Origin of the sequence: Amycolatopsis sp. A1MSW2902, assembly GCF_017312175.1 — a bacterium.
Taxonomy (GTDB): domain Bacteria; phylum Actinomycetota; class Actinomycetes; order Mycobacteriales; family Pseudonocardiaceae; genus Amycolatopsis; species Amycolatopsis nivea.
The window spans coordinates 3,122,389-3,139,147 of the sequence record NZ_QJPO01000001.1; the positions used below are offsets into that span (position 1 = coordinate 3,122,389).

The window sequence follows — 16,759 nt, forward strand, 5'->3', positions numbered from 1 at the left end:
GGCGTCCGGCCATGCCCGCGAGCCGACGTGACCTTGGCCGCAGTCCGGGACCGCGTTTCTGTCGGTGGTTCTGAGTAGGGTCGGAGTCACCGAGGGGAGAGGAGTTGCCCGATGACGACAGTCCCGCAGGTGCGCACGCGAGTACGGATCCCGTTGCGGTTCGGCGAAGGGCCCGCGGTGGAGTCCGAGGCGGTCACGTTCACCGGGCTGTCCGACGGGCTCGAGCATCTTGCCTTCGTGCTGGGGAAACCCGGTCCGGTGCCGTTGGTGCGGCTGCATTCGGAATGCCTCACCGGAGACGTCTTCGGATCCGCGCGCTGCGATTGCGGCCCGCAGCTGGCGGAGTCGGTTGCGCGGATTTCCGAGACGGGCGGGTACTTGCTCTACTTGCGCCAGGAGGGTCGCGGGATCGGGCTGTACAACAAGCTCGACGCGTACGCGCTGCAGGATTCCGGTCTGGACACCTATGCGGCGAATTCCGCGCTCGGCCTGCCGGAAGACGCCCGCGACTACACCGCGGCCGCGCAAATGCTCAGCCTGTTCGGCGTTCAGCAGCTCGATCTGCTGTCGAACAACCCGGACAAGGCGGCTCAGCTGGCGCGCCACGGCATCGACGTGCGCGAACGGGTCCGCACCGGGGTTTTCGCGAACGAGAACAACGTCCGGTACCTGCGCGCGAAAGCCGAGCAGACCGGGCACACGCTCGCGTTGCCGTTCGAGGACTGGCCGGCTAGTTCGGCGGTGTGAGGGCGGAGATCCGGGTGAGGACGGCGTCGCCGCGTCGCCAGTCGAGGGTGCGGAGGGCCAGGTAGCGCACAGACTGGGCGAGCGCGACGGAGGCGGTGCGCTTTCGGTCGGGGCGGGCAGCTTCGGCGTAGGCGAGGCCGTCGGTGCTGGTCTCGACCACGGTGGCGGGCACCCGTCCCGCGGTCCAGGCGACTTCGACGGTCGCGATCTGCAGCGGTGCGCCTAGGTCCACCACCATCCGGCCGCCAGGGCCGGGTTGCCACGCTGTCGCCGGGTTGTCGTCGACGGCGGCGTCTGGGCTGGTCATCCCGGGCGGCAGCGGTTCGGCGGGGAAGGTCACGGCCCCGAGCGCGCGGTCGTTCAGCGGGTACGGCCGGATCTCGGCGAAGACGACCGGCACGGTGCGGCGCGGCGGCAGCGTGACGGTGCGCGGACGGCCGCCGGTCGGTGTCACGGTCACCACCGCCGGGAGCAGTCCGGGCGGCGCGGTCAGGTCGACTCGGCTGGCGTCGTACACTACCGCGGTCAGGCCGGGCGGGACGGCGCTGCCGGACCTGCCGCGCACGGTGAATCGGGGCGGTTCGATCCGGCCTTCGGCGGGAGCCAGTTCGTAGCTGAACGCGCTGCCGGACGAGGTGACCTTTTGCGTGCCTCGGTACAGGAGCAGGGCGCTGCGATCCTGGGGCAGGGAAGCGGTTCCGGCCGCGGTGCGGTCGGAAAGGTTGGCCAGCATCAGGAAATCGTCCGTGACGCTCGCATGGACTCCGGGCGCGGTGGCGCGAACGCGCCGGGCGAGTTTCGGCAGGTCCGCGCGTCCGGGGTACAGCTCGGCCAGCAGCGGCGCGGGCGCACCGGCGGACAGCGTGACGTGGTCGTTCGTGACGGTGAGCGGATTCGGGCTGGTGACGACGATTCCGGCCCGGCCGTCGATGTCGAGCCAGCCGCCGGTGCTCTGCAGTGCGGGCTTCGGATAGGTCGCGACAGGCGTCCAGGCGACGCCGTCGGGCGACGTTTCGATCCGGTACTTCCGCCCGGCGGCGGCCTCCCAGCTCAGCCGGACCCGGTCAACCCGTTGTGGCGCACCGAGATCGACGGCAAGCCAGCTGTCCGCGCGCGGTCGGTCCGATGTGGACACTGCCCAGCGCGTGGCGGAATTGCCGTCGGTGGCGTACTTCGCCTCCTTGCCCGGCGCGGCCGACGAGGCGGACGCGGTTCCGGACAGAGCGAGATCGGGGCCGTCGCCGTTGTGGACTTCGAATGACCAGAGTGAGTAGCCGTACTGCGGATCCGGCTGCACGCCGAGCATCCGCACATGCCGCGCGGTCACTGGCGGGAAGGTCAGGTCGTCGGTGCGCGCGCCGGTCGGTCCGGACTGTGCGGCGAGCGTCACCGAGCCCTCGGCGGCGGTGTAGGTGCGGTCGCCGTCGAGGCCGGGAACGCCTGGCATGGCTAGGTTGTAGACGTTGAGCACGCCTTCGTCCGACGCGACGCCGGTGCTGGCGTAGACCGCGGCGCCGGTGGGGAGGGTGGCGAGTGCGGCGTACCCGGTGTCGAACCGCAGCACGCCGAGAGTGCCGTCGAATCCGTCGCGGACCTTGCGGTATGTCGTGGCGTGGCGTTCGCGCACAGCGATGTTCGTGGCGGGCAGCAGCATCGGGTTGGCGCCGCCGAGAACGAACAGCCAGTCGTCGTGGTTCGGCTGCCAGGCGAATTTCACGAAGCCGGGTTTGGTGACGGTCGCGGCCCATGCGGCGGGGGAGCGCTGCGCCAGGAGACCCGGCCCGGTCCCGAAATCGGCGGCGCGAGCGGCGTGGGCGTCGAATTCGTCCTTGCGTACCGCGTTGACCGGGCCGCCGTGCCCGGCGCGCCATTCGTGCAGCAGGTAGCTGATGGCGAGTTCGGCGCGGGCCTCCGGTTCGTACTTGGGTTCGCCGGAGAACTTCGTGATCCGGTCGACCGGCGGGTACGCCTGGTACGGCTCCAGCCGCGCGGCCAGCTGGGCCTCGGCGTAGGCGGCGTGCCGGTCGCCGAGGACCTGCGCGCGGAAAGCCAGCGGGATGACGTCCCGGCCGTAGAGGTGTTCGCGGTCGGCGACCATCGGCATCAGCGGTTCGCCCGCGTCGCTGGTCATCAGGAGCATGGTGCGCCACAGCAGTTCGCCGTTCGGCTGCGCGGTGAGCACCTCGGGCAGCGGGACTCCGGCAGTGAGGAAGTGCATCGCGTTGCGGCCGGACGTGCGCCAGAGTTCTTCCTGGTAGTGCGGGCCGAACGAGCCGTGGTTCTCGACGAGGAACGTGTCGTACAGGTTGGTCGCGGTGTTGGCGCTGACCGGCTTTCCGTCGACGAGCCGGGGGTTCGCCAGATCCGCCGCGGGCAGGCCGCCTTCGTTGCGGCTCCAAGAACCGAAAGCCGCGCGCCATTCGGGGGCGCGCGGATCGTCCGGCGCCCAGGCGAGCGCGGGGGCGAGCGACTGCGCGTAGACGCCCATCTCTTCCAGCTTGGTGTCGCCGACGTAGCCGCCGCGCAGGCCGTTGGGCGTCCAGTCGCCGGAGGCGGGGTCGTTGCCGGTGCCGAGGCCGGCCGTGTAGGCGGCCTGTTCGGTGGCGATGCGCTCGACGTTCCGTTGCGTCGCCGCGTCGAGCTCTGTCCACAAGAGACGCGCGGCGAGCTGGAAGTAGGACTGGAAGGTGGTGTCGAAGAACAGTTTCCGGCCCCACTCGGTGCCGCCGGTGAGCCGGTTCGACGCGGCGAAGTGCTTGATGGTGGCGAGGGTGTGCGCGCGGAGAGTTTCGCGGTCGACTCCGGCGACGGCCGGGTCGTAGCCGTCGCGGGTCAGCAGGAGCGCGTTGCCGAGGACGACCGCGAAGGTGAAGTCGCGAGCCGGGTAGATCCCGGCGGCGCGGTCGAACTGCTGCTCGGCCCAGCGGGTGTGCCGGAGCAGGACCCGCAGGTAGGTCGCGGCGACGGGATCCGGAGCGGGCCGGGACGCCGCTCGCGCTGTTCCCGAGGCCAGGAGGACCACGGCTCCGGCCCCCGCGAAACCGAGCGCCTGCCGCCGGGTGAACCCGTCCATCCCGCGTCCTCCCGAACCGTTGACAACCTTGTCAGCGCGGATTCTCTGCGGCGGCCGGGCGACCGGGCAACCCTCCCGGCCGATCCCGTCCGGTTTCGGACAATGTCGTATAACGCCCTATACGTTGCGCCGATACGCTGCGGCCCGGCTGGCGGGCGCCTAGGGACGGCATGTTGAGATGACAACGTGATCACTGGCCCCGGCGGATTCCTGCTCCTCGTGCTGGCCGGGGTCGGGGCCGGGCTGACCGGCGCGACCGCGGGCCTGGCGTCGCTGGTGTCGTACCCGGCACTGCTCGCCGCCGGACTGCCGCCGGTCGTCGCCAACATGACCAACACCGTCGCGATGCTGGGCACGACCGCCGGGGCGGCGGTCGGCGCGCGCCCGGAGCTGAAGGGGCAAGGCCGCCGGTTGCTGCCGTTGTGCCTGATCACCACGGCAGGCGGGGCGTGCGGCGGGCTGGTGCTGCTGGTCAGCTCGCCGGACGCGTTCACCGTCGTCGTGCCGTGGCTGATCGGCGGCGCTTCGGTCGTGCTGATGGCCGGTCCGCGGCTGCGACGCATGGCCGAGCACAGCGAGCACCGGGGAATCGGCCCGCTCACCGGGATCGCCGCGTTCCTGGTCGGGGTGTACGGCGGCTACTTCGGGGCCGCGGCCGGGGTGCTGATGCTCGCGCTGCTGACGACGGTGTGGAGCCAGTCGCTGGCCCGCACGAACGCGGCGAAGAACATCGCGACCGGCACCGCGAACCTGATCGCCGCGCTGGTGTTCGCCTTCACCGGAAAGGTCTTCTGGCCCGCGGCGATCGCGGTGTGCCTCGGCTCGGTCGCGGGCTCGTGGCTGGGCTCGATCCTGGTGCGCTACCTGCCCGCGACGCCGCTGCGCATCGCGATCGGACTGGGTGGGCTTACTTTGGCGGTGGTGCTGGGTTGGCAGGCTTACTCGGGCTGAGCAACAGGCGGATGCCTGGCCGCGACTGCGGGGACAAGACGGAGGGGTGCCGAAATGACTCAGCCAGCCGAGGTTGACTACGTCCCCGCCGCCAGAGCACTCCGGCTGCTCCAGCGCGCACACGATCGGTGCCGGGAAGATCTCGCTGCGTTCGACGGCAAACGTTTCGAGGATGGGCTGACCCGCGAGGAGGCGGGGCTTCTCCTTCACGGCGGAGCCGTGGAGGCGCTCGTTTGGGTGCGGGGCCTGTCCGATTGGTGCGACACCATGCCGGGCTACAGCGCTCGGCATATGGCCGGGTCCCGCTATGCGGTGAACCGGTCGATCCGCCAGCTGGTCGATTTCACGGAGGTGGCTGGTGCGATGCGCTTCCCGTTGCGGCCTGGCAAGAGCGGCATCTTCACCACGTTCGCAGAGGTCCGTCGGGCAGGGGAGCAGTTCCTGCCTCCTGAGGGCAGTGAACTGCGCGGCCAGCTCCCGCTGCGCAGAGCCTTTTTGGAGCACCTCGCCGGTCAGAACATCGCGGGCACGCTGAAGTCGCTCCGGACCTGGTTCGAGGAGCGAGTCCCAGCGGCGGACCCACGGTGACGCGGAAGCCGCCTGCCGAGTCCCGTTGATCACCGAACTGCCTCAGCCGCCGACCCGATCCGGTCCGTGCGCTATCTTCCGCCACGCCGCGGCAGACTCTCCCGCACCGCGGTTTCGGCGTGGCAGATCCGTTCGGGCTGACGCGGGGCGGCACATGCGGGCATAGTCGGCGGGGTACCCGAGCAGGAGGACAGATGAGCATTGTCGGCACCCGGGTGGTGCGCGTCGAAGACGAGAAGCTGATCACCGCGGGCGGAACGTACGTCGACGACCTCAAGGAAGAAGCGCTGGACGGTGCCGTGCACGCGGTCTTCGTGCGCAGCCCGATCGCGCACGCGCGGATCGTCGGCATCGACGTCGAAGAAGCACGCACCGCACCGGGCGTGGTCGGGGTCTACACCGCGGCCGATCTCGATCTCGGACCGGGCAAGGCCGGGCCCGTCGCCGAGCCGTACCTGGCGAAGGACGTCGTGCGGTACGTCGGCGAGGCGGTCGCGCTGGTGCTCACCGAGGAGCGGTACCAGCTCGCCGACGCCGCCGAACTGGTCGATGTGGACTACGACCCGCTGGACGCGGTCGCGGACTTCGACACCGCGCTCGCCGACGAGACGCTGGTGTTCCCGGACCACGGCACCAACGTGGTCCACACGAACGGCCCGGAGGAGTTCGACGATTCGGCGTTCGAGGGCTGCGAAGTCGTCGTCACCGAGGAAATCCTCAACCAGCGCGTGGCCCCGGCCCCCGTCGAGCCGCGCGGGGCGGCGGTCGCGTGGGGCGAGGACGGGCGGGTCACGCTGTGGCTGTCCACGCAGAACGCGCAGATCGGCCGGAGAATGGTGGCCGGCGGGCTCGGCATCGGCGAGGACCTGGTGCGCGTGATCACGCCGGACGTCGGCGGCGGGTTCGGCGCGAAGATCGGCGCGGATCCGGAAGCGGTGCTGCTCGCCTGGGCGGCCAAGCAGGCCGGACGCGCGGTGCGGTGGGCCGAATCGCGCAGCGAGAACCTCACCTCGATGACGCACGGCCGCGCGCAGCGCAACACCGTCACCATCGGCGGCAAACGCGACGGAACCGTGCTGGCGTACCGGCTCGACGTCCTCCAGGACACCGGTGCGTACCCGCGGGCGCTGTTCCTGCCGACGCTCACCGAGATGATGGCCCCGGGCGTCTACCGGTTCCCGGTCGTGCAGACGCGCAGCCGCGGCGTGGTCACCACGACCACGCCGATCGCGGCCTACCGCGGCGCGGGCCGTCCGGAAGCGACGGCGGCGGTCGAGCGCGCGATCGACCTGTTCGCCGCGGAAATCGGCATGGACCCGGCCGACGTCCGGCGGGTCAACTTCATCCGGCCCGAGGAATTCCCTTACCAGACACCGACTGGCGGCTCCTACGACACCGGCGAGTACGCCGCGGCGCTCGACAAGGTGCTCGACGCGGCGGGATACGCGCAGCTGCGCGAGGAACAGCGGAAGCGCCGGGCCGCCGGGGATCCGGTGGCGCTGGGGCTCGGCATCGCGGCATACGTGGAGATCACCGGCGGCGACGCGTCGGGCGAGAGCGGCCGGGTCGACGTGCACCCGGACGGTTCGGTCACCGCGTGGACCGGCAGTTCGCCGCACGGGCAGGGGCTCGGGACGTCGCTCGGGATGCTGCTGTCGGACCAGCTGGGCGTGCCGCTGGACAAGATCACCGTCCGGCACGGCGACACCGACGAGGTCCCACGCGCGATCGGCACGTTCGGTTCGCGGTCGCTGCAGCTCGGCGGTTCGGCGATCCGGCAGGCGGCCGAGGAGGTCGTGGCGCAGGCCCGCCAGGTCGCGGCCGAACTGCTCGAAGCCGCGCCGGACGACCTGGAGCTGGACGCCGAACGCGGCGTGTGGCAGGTCCGCGGCGCGCCGTCCAGCACGACGCTCGACTGGGCGCGGGTCGCCGCCGAGGCCGACGGGTTCACCGCGGACGTCTGGTTCGGCGACGGCGCGCCGACGTTCCCGTTCGGCGCGCACCTCGCGGTCGTCGAGGTCGACACCGAGACCGGCAAGGTCGAGGTCCGCCGGCTGGTCGCGCTCGACGACGCGGGCCCGATCGTGAACCCGCTGACCTTCCGCGGCCAGCGGCACGGCGGGCTCGGCCAGGGCATCGCGCAGGCGCTGCTCGAGGTGATGAGCTACGACGCGGACGGCAACCCGACGACGGCGACGCTGGCCGACTACTCGTTCGTCACCGCGCCCGAGCTGCCCGATTTCGAACTGGTGGACATGGAGACGCCGACGACCCGGAACCTGCTGGGGGTCAAGGGGATCGGCGAGGCGGCGACCATCGGGTCGACGCCCGCGGTGCACAACGCGGTGGTGGACGCGCTCGCCCACCTCGGCGTGCGGCACCTGGACATGCCGACCACCCCGCTGCGGGTGTGGACGGCCCTGAACGACGCTAGGAAGGCGAACTGACGTGCGGGTCTCGATCGAGGTGAACGGGAAGAAGGTCGAGCAGGAGGTGCCGGACCGCACCCTGCTCGTGCACTACCTGCGGGACACCGCAGGGCTCACCGGCACGAACATCGGCTGCGACACCACGTCCTGCGGGGCGTGCACGGTGCTGCTCGACGGCGAATCGGTGAAGTCCTGCACGGTGCTGGCCGCGCAGGCGGACGGGCACGAAGTGACCACTGTGGAGGGTCTCGCCGGGGACGAGGGGCTGCACCCGGTGCAGCGCGCGTTCCGCGAGCAGCACGGCCTGCAGTGCGGGTTCTGCACGCCCGGCATGATGATGGCGACGGTGTCGCTGCTGAAGGAAAACCCGAAGCCGACGCGCGACGAGGCCCGCGCGGCGCTGGAGGGCAACCTCTGCCGCTGCACCGGCTACCACAACATCGTGAGCGCCGTGATCGACGCGTCCGGGCAGGAGGTGGCGCAGTGATCCCGGCCGGGTTCGCCTACCGGCGCGCGTCCACTGTAGACGAGGCGCTCGCGCTGCTCGCCGAGCACGGCGAGGACGCGAAACTGCTCGCGGGCGGGCATTCGCTGCTGCCGCTGATGAAACTCCGGTTCGCCGCGCCGGAGGTCGTGGTGGACATCGCGCCGCTGCGGGAGCTGAAGTTCGTCCGGACCGACGGCGACGAGGTGGTGATCGGGGCGCTGTCCCGGTACCACGATCTCGAGCACGACCCGGTGCTCGCCGAGCACGCGCCGCTGATCGCGCACGTGTCCGGTTCGGTCGGCGACCCGCAGGTGCGCCATCGCGGGACGATCGGCGGGTCGCTGGTGCACGCCGACTCGGCGGCCGACCTGCCCGCGGCGGTGCTCGCGGCGGACGGCACGCTCGTCGCGCGCGGACCGCGGGGGGAGCGGCGGATCCCGGCCGCGGAGTTCTTCCTCGGGCCGTTCACGACGCCGCTGGAGCCGGACGAACTGCTCACCGAGATCCGGCTGCCGAGCCAGGCCGGGCTGGGCTGGGGCTTCGAGAAGTTCACCCGCCGGGCCATCGACTGGGCGATCGTCGGCGTCGCGGTCGCCGGGCGTTCGGTCGGCCTGATCAACATGGGCGGCACGCCGCTGCGGGCGTCGGCGACCGAACGCGCGCTGGCCGCCGGGGCGACCGCGGCGGAGGCGGCGAAACTGGCCGCGGAGGACACCTCGCCGCCGGACGAACCGCACGCCACGGCCGAGTACCGCCGGCACCTCGCGCGTGTCCTCACCGGCCGCGCTCTCGCTGCCGCCGGAATCGCCTGACCGTCCGTGAAGGACTCCTTGCGGGAATCTGATTCCCCCAAGGAGTCCTTCACGGCTTTCCGGGCCGGGAAAGCGACGGCTGATTTCCGCCAGCGACGGACCGGCGGCGGTGGCCAGACTGGGCGCTGTGAACACGACTTTTCCCGCGCACACAGCGATCGAGCCCGGCATCCTCTACTTCGGCACTCCGGTGGTGCTGCTCTCGACGTCCAATGAGGACGGTTCGGCCAACCTGGCCCCGATGTCGTCGGCGTTCTGGCTCGGCTGGCGCGCGATGCTCGGCCTCGGCGCCCGCTCGAAGACCACGCTCAACCTCCTGCGCACGCGCGAATGCGTGCTGAACCTGCCGTCCTCGGCGATGGCCGCCGCGGTGGACCGGCTGGCGCTGACCACCGGGTCCGATCCGGTGCCGCCGCGCAAGGAAGAGCGCGGCTACTTCCACGTCGCGGACAAATTCGGCCGCGCCGGGCTCACGCCGGTGCCGTCCGAGACGGTCGCGCCGCCGCGGGTCGCCGAGTGCCCGGTCGCGATGGAAGCGGTGCTGGAATCCGTGCACCCGTTCGCGGAGGACGACGAGGCGCAGCGCGGCGGCATCGTCGGGCTGGAAGTGCGCGTGCAGCGGGTGTTCGTGCACGACGACATCCGGACGCCGGGCACGGACGACCACGTCGACCCGGACGCGTGGCGGCCGCTGATCATGAGCTTCCAGAAGCTGTACGGGCTGGGGCCGCAGGTGCACGATTCGACGCTCGCGCGGATCCCGGAGCGGATGTACCGCTCGCCGGACATCGAACGGGCGCGCGGCGTCTCCTGAGCCCGTGTCCACTGTGGAGCGACGACCCGGCGAAACGAGGGCGAAGAACAGGCGAACAACTCGGTAAAACCGGGCACCGCAAGGGGCCGCCGCGATCCGCGGCGGCCTTTTGTCAGCTTTCTCGCATCAAGGAATTTCCGCCGCTCCCGGGTCGCGCGTCAAGCGGCGCGCGCGGCGAAACCGCAGGTCGTGTCTCTTCGGACACGGCCCTCGGTACATTGGGGCAGCCGTCCCCGTGGTGATCACCGCCCCCTGCCGGACTGATAGTCTTTCCCCATTGCGAATCCCAGGCACGGCAACGCAATTCGGCGTCACTCGCAAGGGTGCCGGAGCGGCCGTGCCCGACCCGGCTGTGGGAAGGATGCCCTCGGGATGGCGGACAGGTTCGAGTTCGTTCTCGACGTCGTCGAAGCTTTGGTGATCGGGGAGGCGACCGGCGGGAACATCCGCCAGTTCCCGCTGCGGATCGGTACCGTGCCCGCGGAGCCGGACCGGTACGTCCAGGTCGCGAAGGTGGTCAACGACGCGATCGAGGCGCGCAGGCTCTCCAGCGGAGACGAGCTGAGCCCCTACGTGCGCACCGCCTTCGACCTGCTCGCGAAGCCGCGGGTGTCGGTCGCGGTCAGCGGGATCGACGGGCTCGGCGCGGACATCGCGGTGGTCGCGCTCACCGACGGCAGGCAGGCGCTCGGGATCACCCAGGACCCGAAGACCGACGAGCTGCTGTTCTCCCTCTTCGACGACGAGGAGCTCGTCGAGGTGATCGCCGGCGTGCTGCCCCAGGCGCGCCCGGCGAGCACCGGCGCGCACACGATCCGCCAGGCGGCCTCGCAGGAGGTCTCCGCGATGACCGCGCGCCGGCGGGCCGAGGCGGCCGAGGACGAGGAAGAGACCGACGCGTTCGGGATGATCGAGGTCAGCGGGCGCGTGCAGCCGCGCCGCCCGGACCCGCGGGTCTCCCGCGCCGCCCCCGGCGGGGTCGAGGTGCTCGAACGCGTGCTGGCGCAGCCGCGGCTCGGCGGCGGGCACATCGCGGTGAGCGGCTGGGGCCGGCACGGCGAGCGGCGCGGCGGCGCCCCGATCGGGTGGCTCGACACCGCCGACGGCCGCTACCTGATCAAGTCGGCCGTCAGCGAGGCGGGCGACCTGACCGCGGAGTACGTGCCCGCCGGGAGCCGCGAGCTCAAGCGCGCCGTGCAGCAGGCGGTTTCCGAGGTTTACTGATCATTCCCCCCTTGCAAGCGGCGACAGTTCACGAGGAGAACGAGGTCCCGATGACCGACGAGGCACCGATGGCGATGGAAGCGAGGACGGCCCCCGTGGCCCCGGTGGGCTTCTCGCTGCCCGCGCGCCAGCTGAAGACGCTGGCCGAGCGCGGATCGTTCGCGGTGGACGACAGCACCGGCGACAAGATGATCGCCGCGCTCCAGGGCGTGCTCGACGCGCTCGAGGCGCACGTGCACCTGATCGAGAAGATCGCCGGGGTCCCGGCGATGTCGAAGAGCCCGGCCGGGATGTTCGTCAGCAAGCACATGGCCGAGACCGCGCGCGACCAGCAGGGCCTGGTCACCCAGCTGCAGGCGGCGCACCGGGAGTTCCCGACCTACGTCGAGGCGATCAAGCTCGCGAAGAAGAACTACAAGGAGCGGGAGCACAGCTCGCGGGAGGCCTTCGAGCGCATCCACCGCACCGCCGAGGAACAGGGCTGAAGGGGAGACCAGTGGCCGACAAGAAAGCACCGACCGCCGAGTCGGTCTCCGATCCGTCCTCGACGGACTACGACCCGGGCAACACCGCGCTCTACAACCCGACGCTGGACCCGTCGTCGAAGTACTACATCGGCCCGGTCCGCCCGGACGACGTGGCCTCGGGCGACCAGCTGCGCGAGGACGCGACGACCAAGATCGACGCCATTTTCAACGGCTGGCTGCTGCCGAACGTCCAGGGCAAGGCGCGCGACCAGCTGATCCAGGCGATGTACCAGCGGAACCTGGAAGAATCGAAGAAACATCTCGGCAAAGACCTCGAGATGCGCGATCCGGGCGCCGCGCCGAGCACCGACTGGAAGAACGCGACGCACGAGCAGATGATCCAGGCCATCACCACGGACGCGGACCCGGCCGCGGTGGCCGAGTCGTCGGAGGCGTGGGTGAGCCTCGGCAACGAACTGGCGACGCACCAGAAGAACCTCGGCGACGCGATCAACGCGAGCACCTCGAACTGGAAGGGCGACGCGGGCGACGCGGCGCGCGTGCACCTCGCGAACGTGGGCAAGTGGCTCGGCACCACCGCGCAGGGCGCGACGCTCACCGGGCGCCAGCAGGAGGTGCACTCGCAGGCGCTCAACGAGACGCAGAAGGCGATGAACGCCAACCCGCCGGTGCAGTTCTCGGCGCAGGACGCGAACAAGGTCCTGATGACGATCAAGGACCCGACCGCGTACGTCCTGGCCTACTCCTCGGCGATGAAGACCTTCACCGACCAGCAGGCCGCCCGCGAGCAGGCCGCGCAGATCATGACGCGGTACGACCAGACCATCGGCGGCGCGGTGGCGACGCCGCGGTTCGCCGAACCGCCGAAGCTGCCCGCCGAGACGGAGCGGTTCCGGCCCACGATCCAGGGCACCCCGATGAAGCCCGGCGGGGGCGCGGGCGCTCCGGGCGGGATGCGGGTCGGCCCGGACGGCCGTCCGATCGGCCCCGACGGCAACCCGATCGGCCCGCCCGGGACCACGGTCGGCCCGAACGGGCAGCTCATCGGACCGGACGGGCGCCCGCTGGGTCCCGACGGCAAGCCGATCGGCCCGGCGGGGACCACGGTGGGCCCGAACGGGCAGCCGATCGGTCCCGACGGACGGCCGATCGGACCGGACGGCAAGCCGTACGGCGGCGGAAGCGGCGGCCCGGGCAGCGTCACCGGCGGACCCGGCGGGCAGCAGCCCGAGCACAGGTTCGACCCGGCGTCGCTGAAGATCCCGGAGGGCGGCCCCGGCGGCAGCAGCCCGGGTGGCGGCGGCCCCGGCGGGTCGTTCCCGCCGATCCCGGGTTCGGGCGACCCCGGTTCCACGAAGGCGCAGGGCTTCACTCCGCCGAACATCCCGCCCATCCCGGGCGGCGGCGGGCCCGGCGGCTCGAACTTCACTCCGCCGAACATCCCGCCGATCCCCGGCGGCGGCAACCCGGGCGGCGGCCCGACCTTCACCCAGCCGCCCATCCCGACGATTCCGACCGTGCCGACCGGCAAGGACGGCGACCCGTACAAATCGAACCCGTACAAGCCGCAGCCGTTCAAGCCCTCGATCCCCGAGGGCCCCGGCGGGATCAAGCCGTTCAACCCCGGCAAGATCGGCCCGGACGGCAAACCGCTGTTCCCGGGCGGCGGCACCGGTCCGAGCGGGGAGAAGCTCGGCGGCATCGGCAAGGTCGGCGGCGTCAACGGCGAGAGCATCAGCAGCAGGCTCGGCGGCGGCGCGGGCGGACTCGGCGGCGCGAAGGGCGGCCCGGGCTCCGGCGGCGCGTTCAGCGGCGCGGGCGGTTCCGGCCCGGCCGAGGAGGGCGCCGCCGGGCGCGGCGGTTCCGGTTCGGGAGCCGCGGGCGGCAAGGGCGCGGCCGGCGCTCCCGGCATGGGAGCCATGGGCGGCGGCAAGGGCGGAAAGGGCCCGGAGGACAAGGAACACAAGGTCGCGAGCTTCGTCGAGGCGGACGACCCGTCGTTCTTCGCACCCGACGAGGTCGTCGCCCCGCCGGTGATCGGCGACTGGAAGAACAAGGACTGGAAGTGAGGCGGCGATGAGCGGAGGCGCACAGGGGTTCCGCGTAGAACCCGACGACCTCGTGGCGCACGCGAGCCACCTGGACGGCCTGGTGGACCGGCTGAACACCGCGGCGCAGGCGGCCGACTACGCGATGTCCGACGACGCGTACGGGCTGCTGTGCGCGTTCCTCCCGCCGATCATCAACCCGACCGGCGAGAAGGCGAAGGAAGCCATCAGCGGGGCGATCGAGGGCGTCCAGGCGACCGCGGACAACGTGCGGACGGCCGCGAAGTCCTACCAGGAGGGCGACGAAGGCCAGTCGAAGCCCTTCAAGAAGGTGGCGACCGAGGGGATGCTCAGCAAGACCGACAGCGGGGAGCTCAAGGAGCGCTTCCGGGTCGGCGGCGTGCAGGCCCCGACCGGGCAGAACGTGCCGTTCACCCGGGACGCCATGCCCGCGGAGGCCCGGTACGAGAGCGCGGAGCCGCTGCAGCCGAAGGAACGGGTCGACGTCGCGCCGGACGAGACGTAACGAAACGGTGGCGCTCTCGCGGCGCGGCGGCGGGCGGGTACCGTCAACGGACGGCCCCGCCCGTCGCGGCGAGGACTAGACCCGCCCGCAGCGGCGCGGGTGACGGGATTCGAGGAGAACGAAAAGCATGACCAGCGCGGGTGGGCTGGGCGACCTGATCAGGGACCCCGACGACGCAATCCGGCGAATGGACGAATGGGCGGCCGGGTTCGCCCGCAAAGCGGAGCGCTACGCGGCGGCCCAGCAGGAAACCGAGCAGCTGCGGCTGACCGCGACGAGCCCGGACGGGACCGTCAAGGTCACCGTCGGGGCCGACGGGGTCGTGTCGGACCTGGTGTTCAGTTCCCGCACGCGCACCATCCCGCCGGAGGAGCTCTCCAGGATGGTGCTCGAGACGATGCGCAAGGCGCAGTCGGGCATCACCGACCGGGTGGCCGAGGTCATGGGCCGCAGCCTCGGCGACGAGGACCCGGACACGCGCGCCGTCATGCTCGATTCGCTCCGCAACCGCTTCCCGGACCCCGACCCGGACCCGGCCGACCAGGCCGACGCCCCGGACGAGCAGCCGGAGCCGCCCGCTTCGCCGCCCCCGGCAGGCGGAGCCAACCGTCCGCCCGCGTCGCCGCCCGCACCGGGCGGGCCCGCTACGCCGCCGCCGGGCCGCCGTCCGGGCGGCATCGACCCGGACGAGCAGGACAACAACCCCTGGTGAGTCCTGGCGCTTAGGTGCGCAGAGGTGCGTGAGGGGAATCAGATTTCCTTCAGGGTTCCCCTCACGCACGTCAAGACCAGCGCACTGTCCTGTGTGGACTGTCCGATGTGGACGCCAGGATCAGAGAGCCTGTTTGCGGTCGGCCAGATAGCGCAGGTACAGCAGCGCCAGCACCGCGCCGCCGACCAGCACCTTGCCCCACTCCGCCGGGTCGGCGTAGGCCGGGCCGCACGAAGGGGGCGAGTCCTGGCCCGGGACGCACTCGCGACGGGGTCCGGCGGCGAAAAGCGGCTGCCACACCAGGAACACCCCCACGGCCAGCACGCCGAACGCCACCAGCACCTGCACCGATCGCCGCGACACCGCAGACCCCCTCCGCCTGAACACGAGGAAGATCGCCGTGCCCCGGCACCGTGTTACCGGTTATGCCGGATAGTCAGAGCTGCGGCAGCGGCACCTCGGCCGCCAGGTCCTCGGGAGCCGACAGCCGCCACGCCTCGTACACGAGTTCGGCCAGTTCGTCAGCCTCGATGCCGCTCAGTTGCACCACCACCCAGCCGAATCCGCCGGATGTGAACTGCTCCTCGAACACGTCGGGCCGTTCGGCGACGAGCGCCTGCTGTTCCGCGATGGTCTGCTTGAGCCCGACCGTGTCCGTGCGCGGCCAGTGGTAGCCGAAGCGCTTGCCCCGCACGCTGAACGACGTGTAGTCGCGGCCGCTGCCGCGTTCGACCTCGCGCAGCTTGCGGATGATCCGTTCGAAATCCTTGCTCGGCACCGGTCCCGGCCCCCTCCGTCGTGGACCCGGCCATCTTACGGCGGCGGATCCGGGCGGTTCGGCTTACGGTGGTGCGCGGAGGTGCCCGAATGTCCGAAGTGGCCGGCGGCATGCCGCCCGCGATCGAGCCGATGCTGGCGTCGCCCGACGGCGGCACGCTGCGCGACGGCCCGGCGTACGCGTACGAGTTCAAATGGGACGGTTACCGGGCGACCATGCGCGTCGCCCCGGACGGGAGCACCCTGCTGACCAGCCGCAACGACAACGACTTCACCACCAGGTTCCCGCAGCTGGCCGGCGCGCTCGGCGACGCGCTCGGGGGACGGCCCGCGGTGCTGGACGGCGAGATCGTCGCGCTCGACGAGCACGGCCGCCCCGACTTCGGGCTCCTGCAGAACCGCACCTGGCAGGCGGTCGCGTACTTCGCCTTCGATCTCCTGAGCTTCGGCGGCGAAAGCCTGCTCGACGCGCCGTACGAGGAACGCCGCGAGCGGCTCGCCGAGATCGAACCGCCGGACCGGCAGCTGGTCGCGATCACGCCCTGGTACCGGCACCGCGACCTCGCTGCCGACGGCATGACCCCGGCCGGTCTGCTGGACGTCGCGCGGAAAATGATGCTCGAAGGCTTGATGGTGAAGGCCCGCACGTCGCGGTACCACCCGGGACGGCGCAGTCCGGACTGGCTCAAGCATCCGCTGGTGCAGACGACCGAGGTGATCGTCGGCGGCTGGCGCGCGGGCCAGGGCAGGCGCGAGGGCACGATCGGCGCGCTATTGCTGGGCGCGCACGACCCGGAGTCGGGGGAGCTGCGGTACCTGGGCGACGTCGGCACCGGCTTCACCGACGTGATGCTAAAAGACCTTCAGGCGCAGCTGGTTCCGTTGGAGCGCAAGACAAGCCCGTTCGCTGACCAGGTGCCGCGGGACCGGGCGCGCGGCGCACACTGGCTGAACCCGGAGGTGGTCGGCGAGGTGGTGTACCGCCGCCTCACCCCGGGGGACGGGCGGTTGCGGCACACGGCGTGGCGGGGGTTGCGGCCGGAACGGCGTCCGGACGAGGTCGAGGTTCCGGCACGCTAGCGG

General features: G+C 71.6%; 15 protein-coding genes and 1 pseudogene. 13 read left to right on the forward strand and 3 right to left on the reverse strand.

Going from position 1 to position 16,759, the window contains the following annotated elements; translation table 11 throughout:
* Positions 1-111: 111 nt before the first annotated feature.
* Entirely contained in the window at positions 112-747 is a 636-nt protein-coding gene (locus DMP23_RS14240) for a GTP cyclohydrolase II (protein ID WP_337821291.1), read from the forward strand.
* On the opposite strand, the gene DMP23_RS14245 is transcribed toward DMP23_RS14240, so the two are convergent.
* Positions 731-3,820, reverse strand: a complete 3,090-nt coding sequence (locus tag DMP23_RS14245) for a discoidin domain-containing protein (protein WP_337821292.1) — start codon at positions 3,818-3,820, stop codon at positions 731-733. The genes DMP23_RS14240 and DMP23_RS14245 overlap by 17 nt on opposite strands.
* A gap of 186 nt (positions 3,821-4,006) precedes the next feature.
* On the opposite strand from DMP23_RS14245, the gene DMP23_RS14250 reads away from it, so the two are divergent.
* The 11 genes and pseudogenes from DMP23_RS14250 to DMP23_RS14300 all read left to right on the forward strand — a co-directional run bounded on the left by DMP23_RS14250 (position 4,007) and on the right by DMP23_RS14300 (position 14,899).
* Positions 4,007-4,771, forward strand: a complete 765-nt coding sequence (locus tag DMP23_RS14250; RefSeq protein WP_337821293.1) for a sulfite exporter TauE/SafE family protein — start codon at positions 4,007-4,009, stop codon at positions 4,769-4,771.
* A 54-nt stretch (positions 4,772-4,825) separates the two neighbouring features.
* Positions 4,826-5,359: a hypothetical protein gene (locus DMP23_RS14255; protein ID WP_337821294.1), complete on the forward strand. Its 534-nt coding sequence runs from the start codon at positions 4,826-4,828 to the stop codon at positions 5,357-5,359.
* Between the two features lie 194 nt (positions 5,360-5,553).
* Positions 5,554-7,806 (forward strand): xanthine dehydrogenase family protein molybdopterin-binding subunit, encoded by a 2,253-nt coding sequence (locus tag DMP23_RS14260; RefSeq protein WP_337821295.1) that lies wholly within the window; start codon positions 5,554-5,556, stop codon positions 7,804-7,806.
* A 1-nt stretch (position 7,807) separates the two neighbouring features.
* Positions 7,808-8,275: a (2Fe-2S)-binding protein gene (locus tag DMP23_RS14265; protein ID WP_337821296.1), complete on the forward strand. Its 468-nt coding sequence runs from the start codon at positions 7,808-7,810 to the stop codon at positions 8,273-8,275.
* Positions 8,272-9,087 (forward strand): FAD binding domain-containing protein, encoded by an 816-nt coding sequence (locus tag DMP23_RS14270; RefSeq protein WP_337821297.1) that lies wholly within the window; start codon positions 8,272-8,274, stop codon positions 9,085-9,087. Before DMP23_RS14265 ends, DMP23_RS14270 begins: the two co-directional genes overlap by 4 nt.
* A 127-nt stretch (positions 9,088-9,214) precedes the next feature.
* Positions 9,215-9,901 carry a flavin reductase family protein gene (locus DMP23_RS14275; protein WP_337821298.1) on the forward strand — a complete coding sequence of 229 codons (687 nt, stop codon included), beginning with the start codon at positions 9,215-9,217 and terminating at the stop codon, positions 9,899-9,901.
* A gap of 372 nt (positions 9,902-10,273) precedes the next feature.
* Positions 10,274-11,125 carry an ESX secretion-associated protein EspG gene (locus tag DMP23_RS14280; RefSeq protein WP_238605774.1) on the forward strand — a complete coding sequence of 284 codons (852 nt, stop codon included), beginning with the start codon at positions 10,274-10,276 and terminating at the stop codon, positions 11,123-11,125.
* A gap of 50 nt (positions 11,126-11,175) precedes the next feature.
* Positions 11,176-11,610, forward strand: a complete 435-nt coding sequence (locus tag DMP23_RS14285) for a hypothetical protein (protein WP_134661780.1) — start codon at positions 11,176-11,178, stop codon at positions 11,608-11,610.
* A gap of 11 nt (positions 11,611-11,621) precedes the next feature.
* Entirely contained in the window at positions 11,622-13,682 is a 2,061-nt protein-coding gene (locus tag DMP23_RS14290) for a PPE domain-containing protein (protein ID WP_337821299.1), read from the forward strand.
* A gap of 7 nt (positions 13,683-13,689) precedes the next feature.
* A pseudogene (locus DMP23_RS14295) lies at positions 13,690-13,989 on the forward strand (type VII secretion target); the annotation flags it as partial.
* 325 nt (positions 13,990-14,314) lie between these two features.
* Positions 14,315-14,899 carry a YbaB/EbfC family nucleoid-associated protein gene (locus DMP23_RS14300; RefSeq protein WP_238605776.1) on the forward strand — a complete coding sequence of 195 codons (585 nt, stop codon included), beginning with the start codon at positions 14,315-14,317 and terminating at the stop codon, positions 14,897-14,899.
* A gap of 120 nt (positions 14,900-15,019) precedes the next feature.
* On the opposite strand, the gene DMP23_RS14305 is transcribed toward DMP23_RS14300, so the two are convergent.
* Both DMP23_RS14305 and DMP23_RS14310 read right to left on the reverse strand, forming a co-directional pair.
* On the reverse strand, positions 15,020-15,262 hold the full coding sequence (locus tag DMP23_RS14305; RefSeq protein ID WP_337821300.1) for a hypothetical protein: 243 nt from the start codon (positions 15,260-15,262) through the stop codon (positions 15,020-15,022).
* Between the two features lie 73 nt (positions 15,263-15,335).
* Positions 15,336-15,677 (reverse strand): MmcQ/YjbR family DNA-binding protein, encoded by a 342-nt coding sequence (locus tag DMP23_RS14310; protein ID WP_037811366.1) that lies wholly within the window; start codon positions 15,675-15,677, stop codon positions 15,336-15,338.
* 89 nt (positions 15,678-15,766) lie between these two features.
* Here DMP23_RS14310 and ligD point away from each other — a divergent pair, with 89 nt between their 5' ends.
* Positions 15,767-16,756, forward strand: coding sequence for a non-homologous end-joining DNA ligase (gene ligD / locus DMP23_RS14315; RefSeq protein WP_337821301.1), 990 nt, complete (start codon positions 15,767-15,769; stop codon positions 16,754-16,756).
* The last annotated feature ends 3 nt before the right edge of the window (positions 16,757-16,759 follow it).

Bases quoted from the DNA above. Each gene is read 5' to 3' on its own strand.
- DMP23_RS14240 (WP_337821291.1), top strand. From the start codon at position 112: ATGACGACAGTCCCGCAGGTGCGCACGCGAGTACGGATCCCGTTGCGG.
- DMP23_RS14245 (WP_337821292.1), bottom strand. From the start codon at position 3,820: ATGGACGGGTTCACCCGGCGGCAGGCGCTCGGTTTCGCGGGGGCCGGA.
- DMP23_RS14255 (WP_337821294.1), top strand. From the start codon at position 4,826: ATGACTCAGCCAGCCGAGGTTGACTACGTCCCCGCCGCCAGAGCACTC.
- DMP23_RS14260 (WP_337821295.1), top strand. From the start codon at position 5,554: ATGAGCATTGTCGGCACCCGGGTGGTGCGCGTCGAAGACGAGAAGCTG.
- DMP23_RS14280 (WP_238605774.1), top strand. From the start codon at position 10,274: ATGGCGGACAGGTTCGAGTTCGTTCTCGACGTCGTCGAAGCTTTGGTG.
- DMP23_RS14285 (WP_134661780.1), top strand. From the start codon at position 11,176: ATGACCGACGAGGCACCGATGGCGATGGAAGCGAGGACGGCCCCCGTG.
- DMP23_RS14300 (WP_238605776.1), top strand. From the start codon at position 14,315: ATGACCAGCGCGGGTGGGCTGGGCGACCTGATCAGGGACCCCGACGAC.
- ligD (WP_337821301.1), top strand. From the start codon at position 15,767: ATGTCCGAAGTGGCCGGCGGCATGCCGCCCGCGATCGAGCCGATGCTG.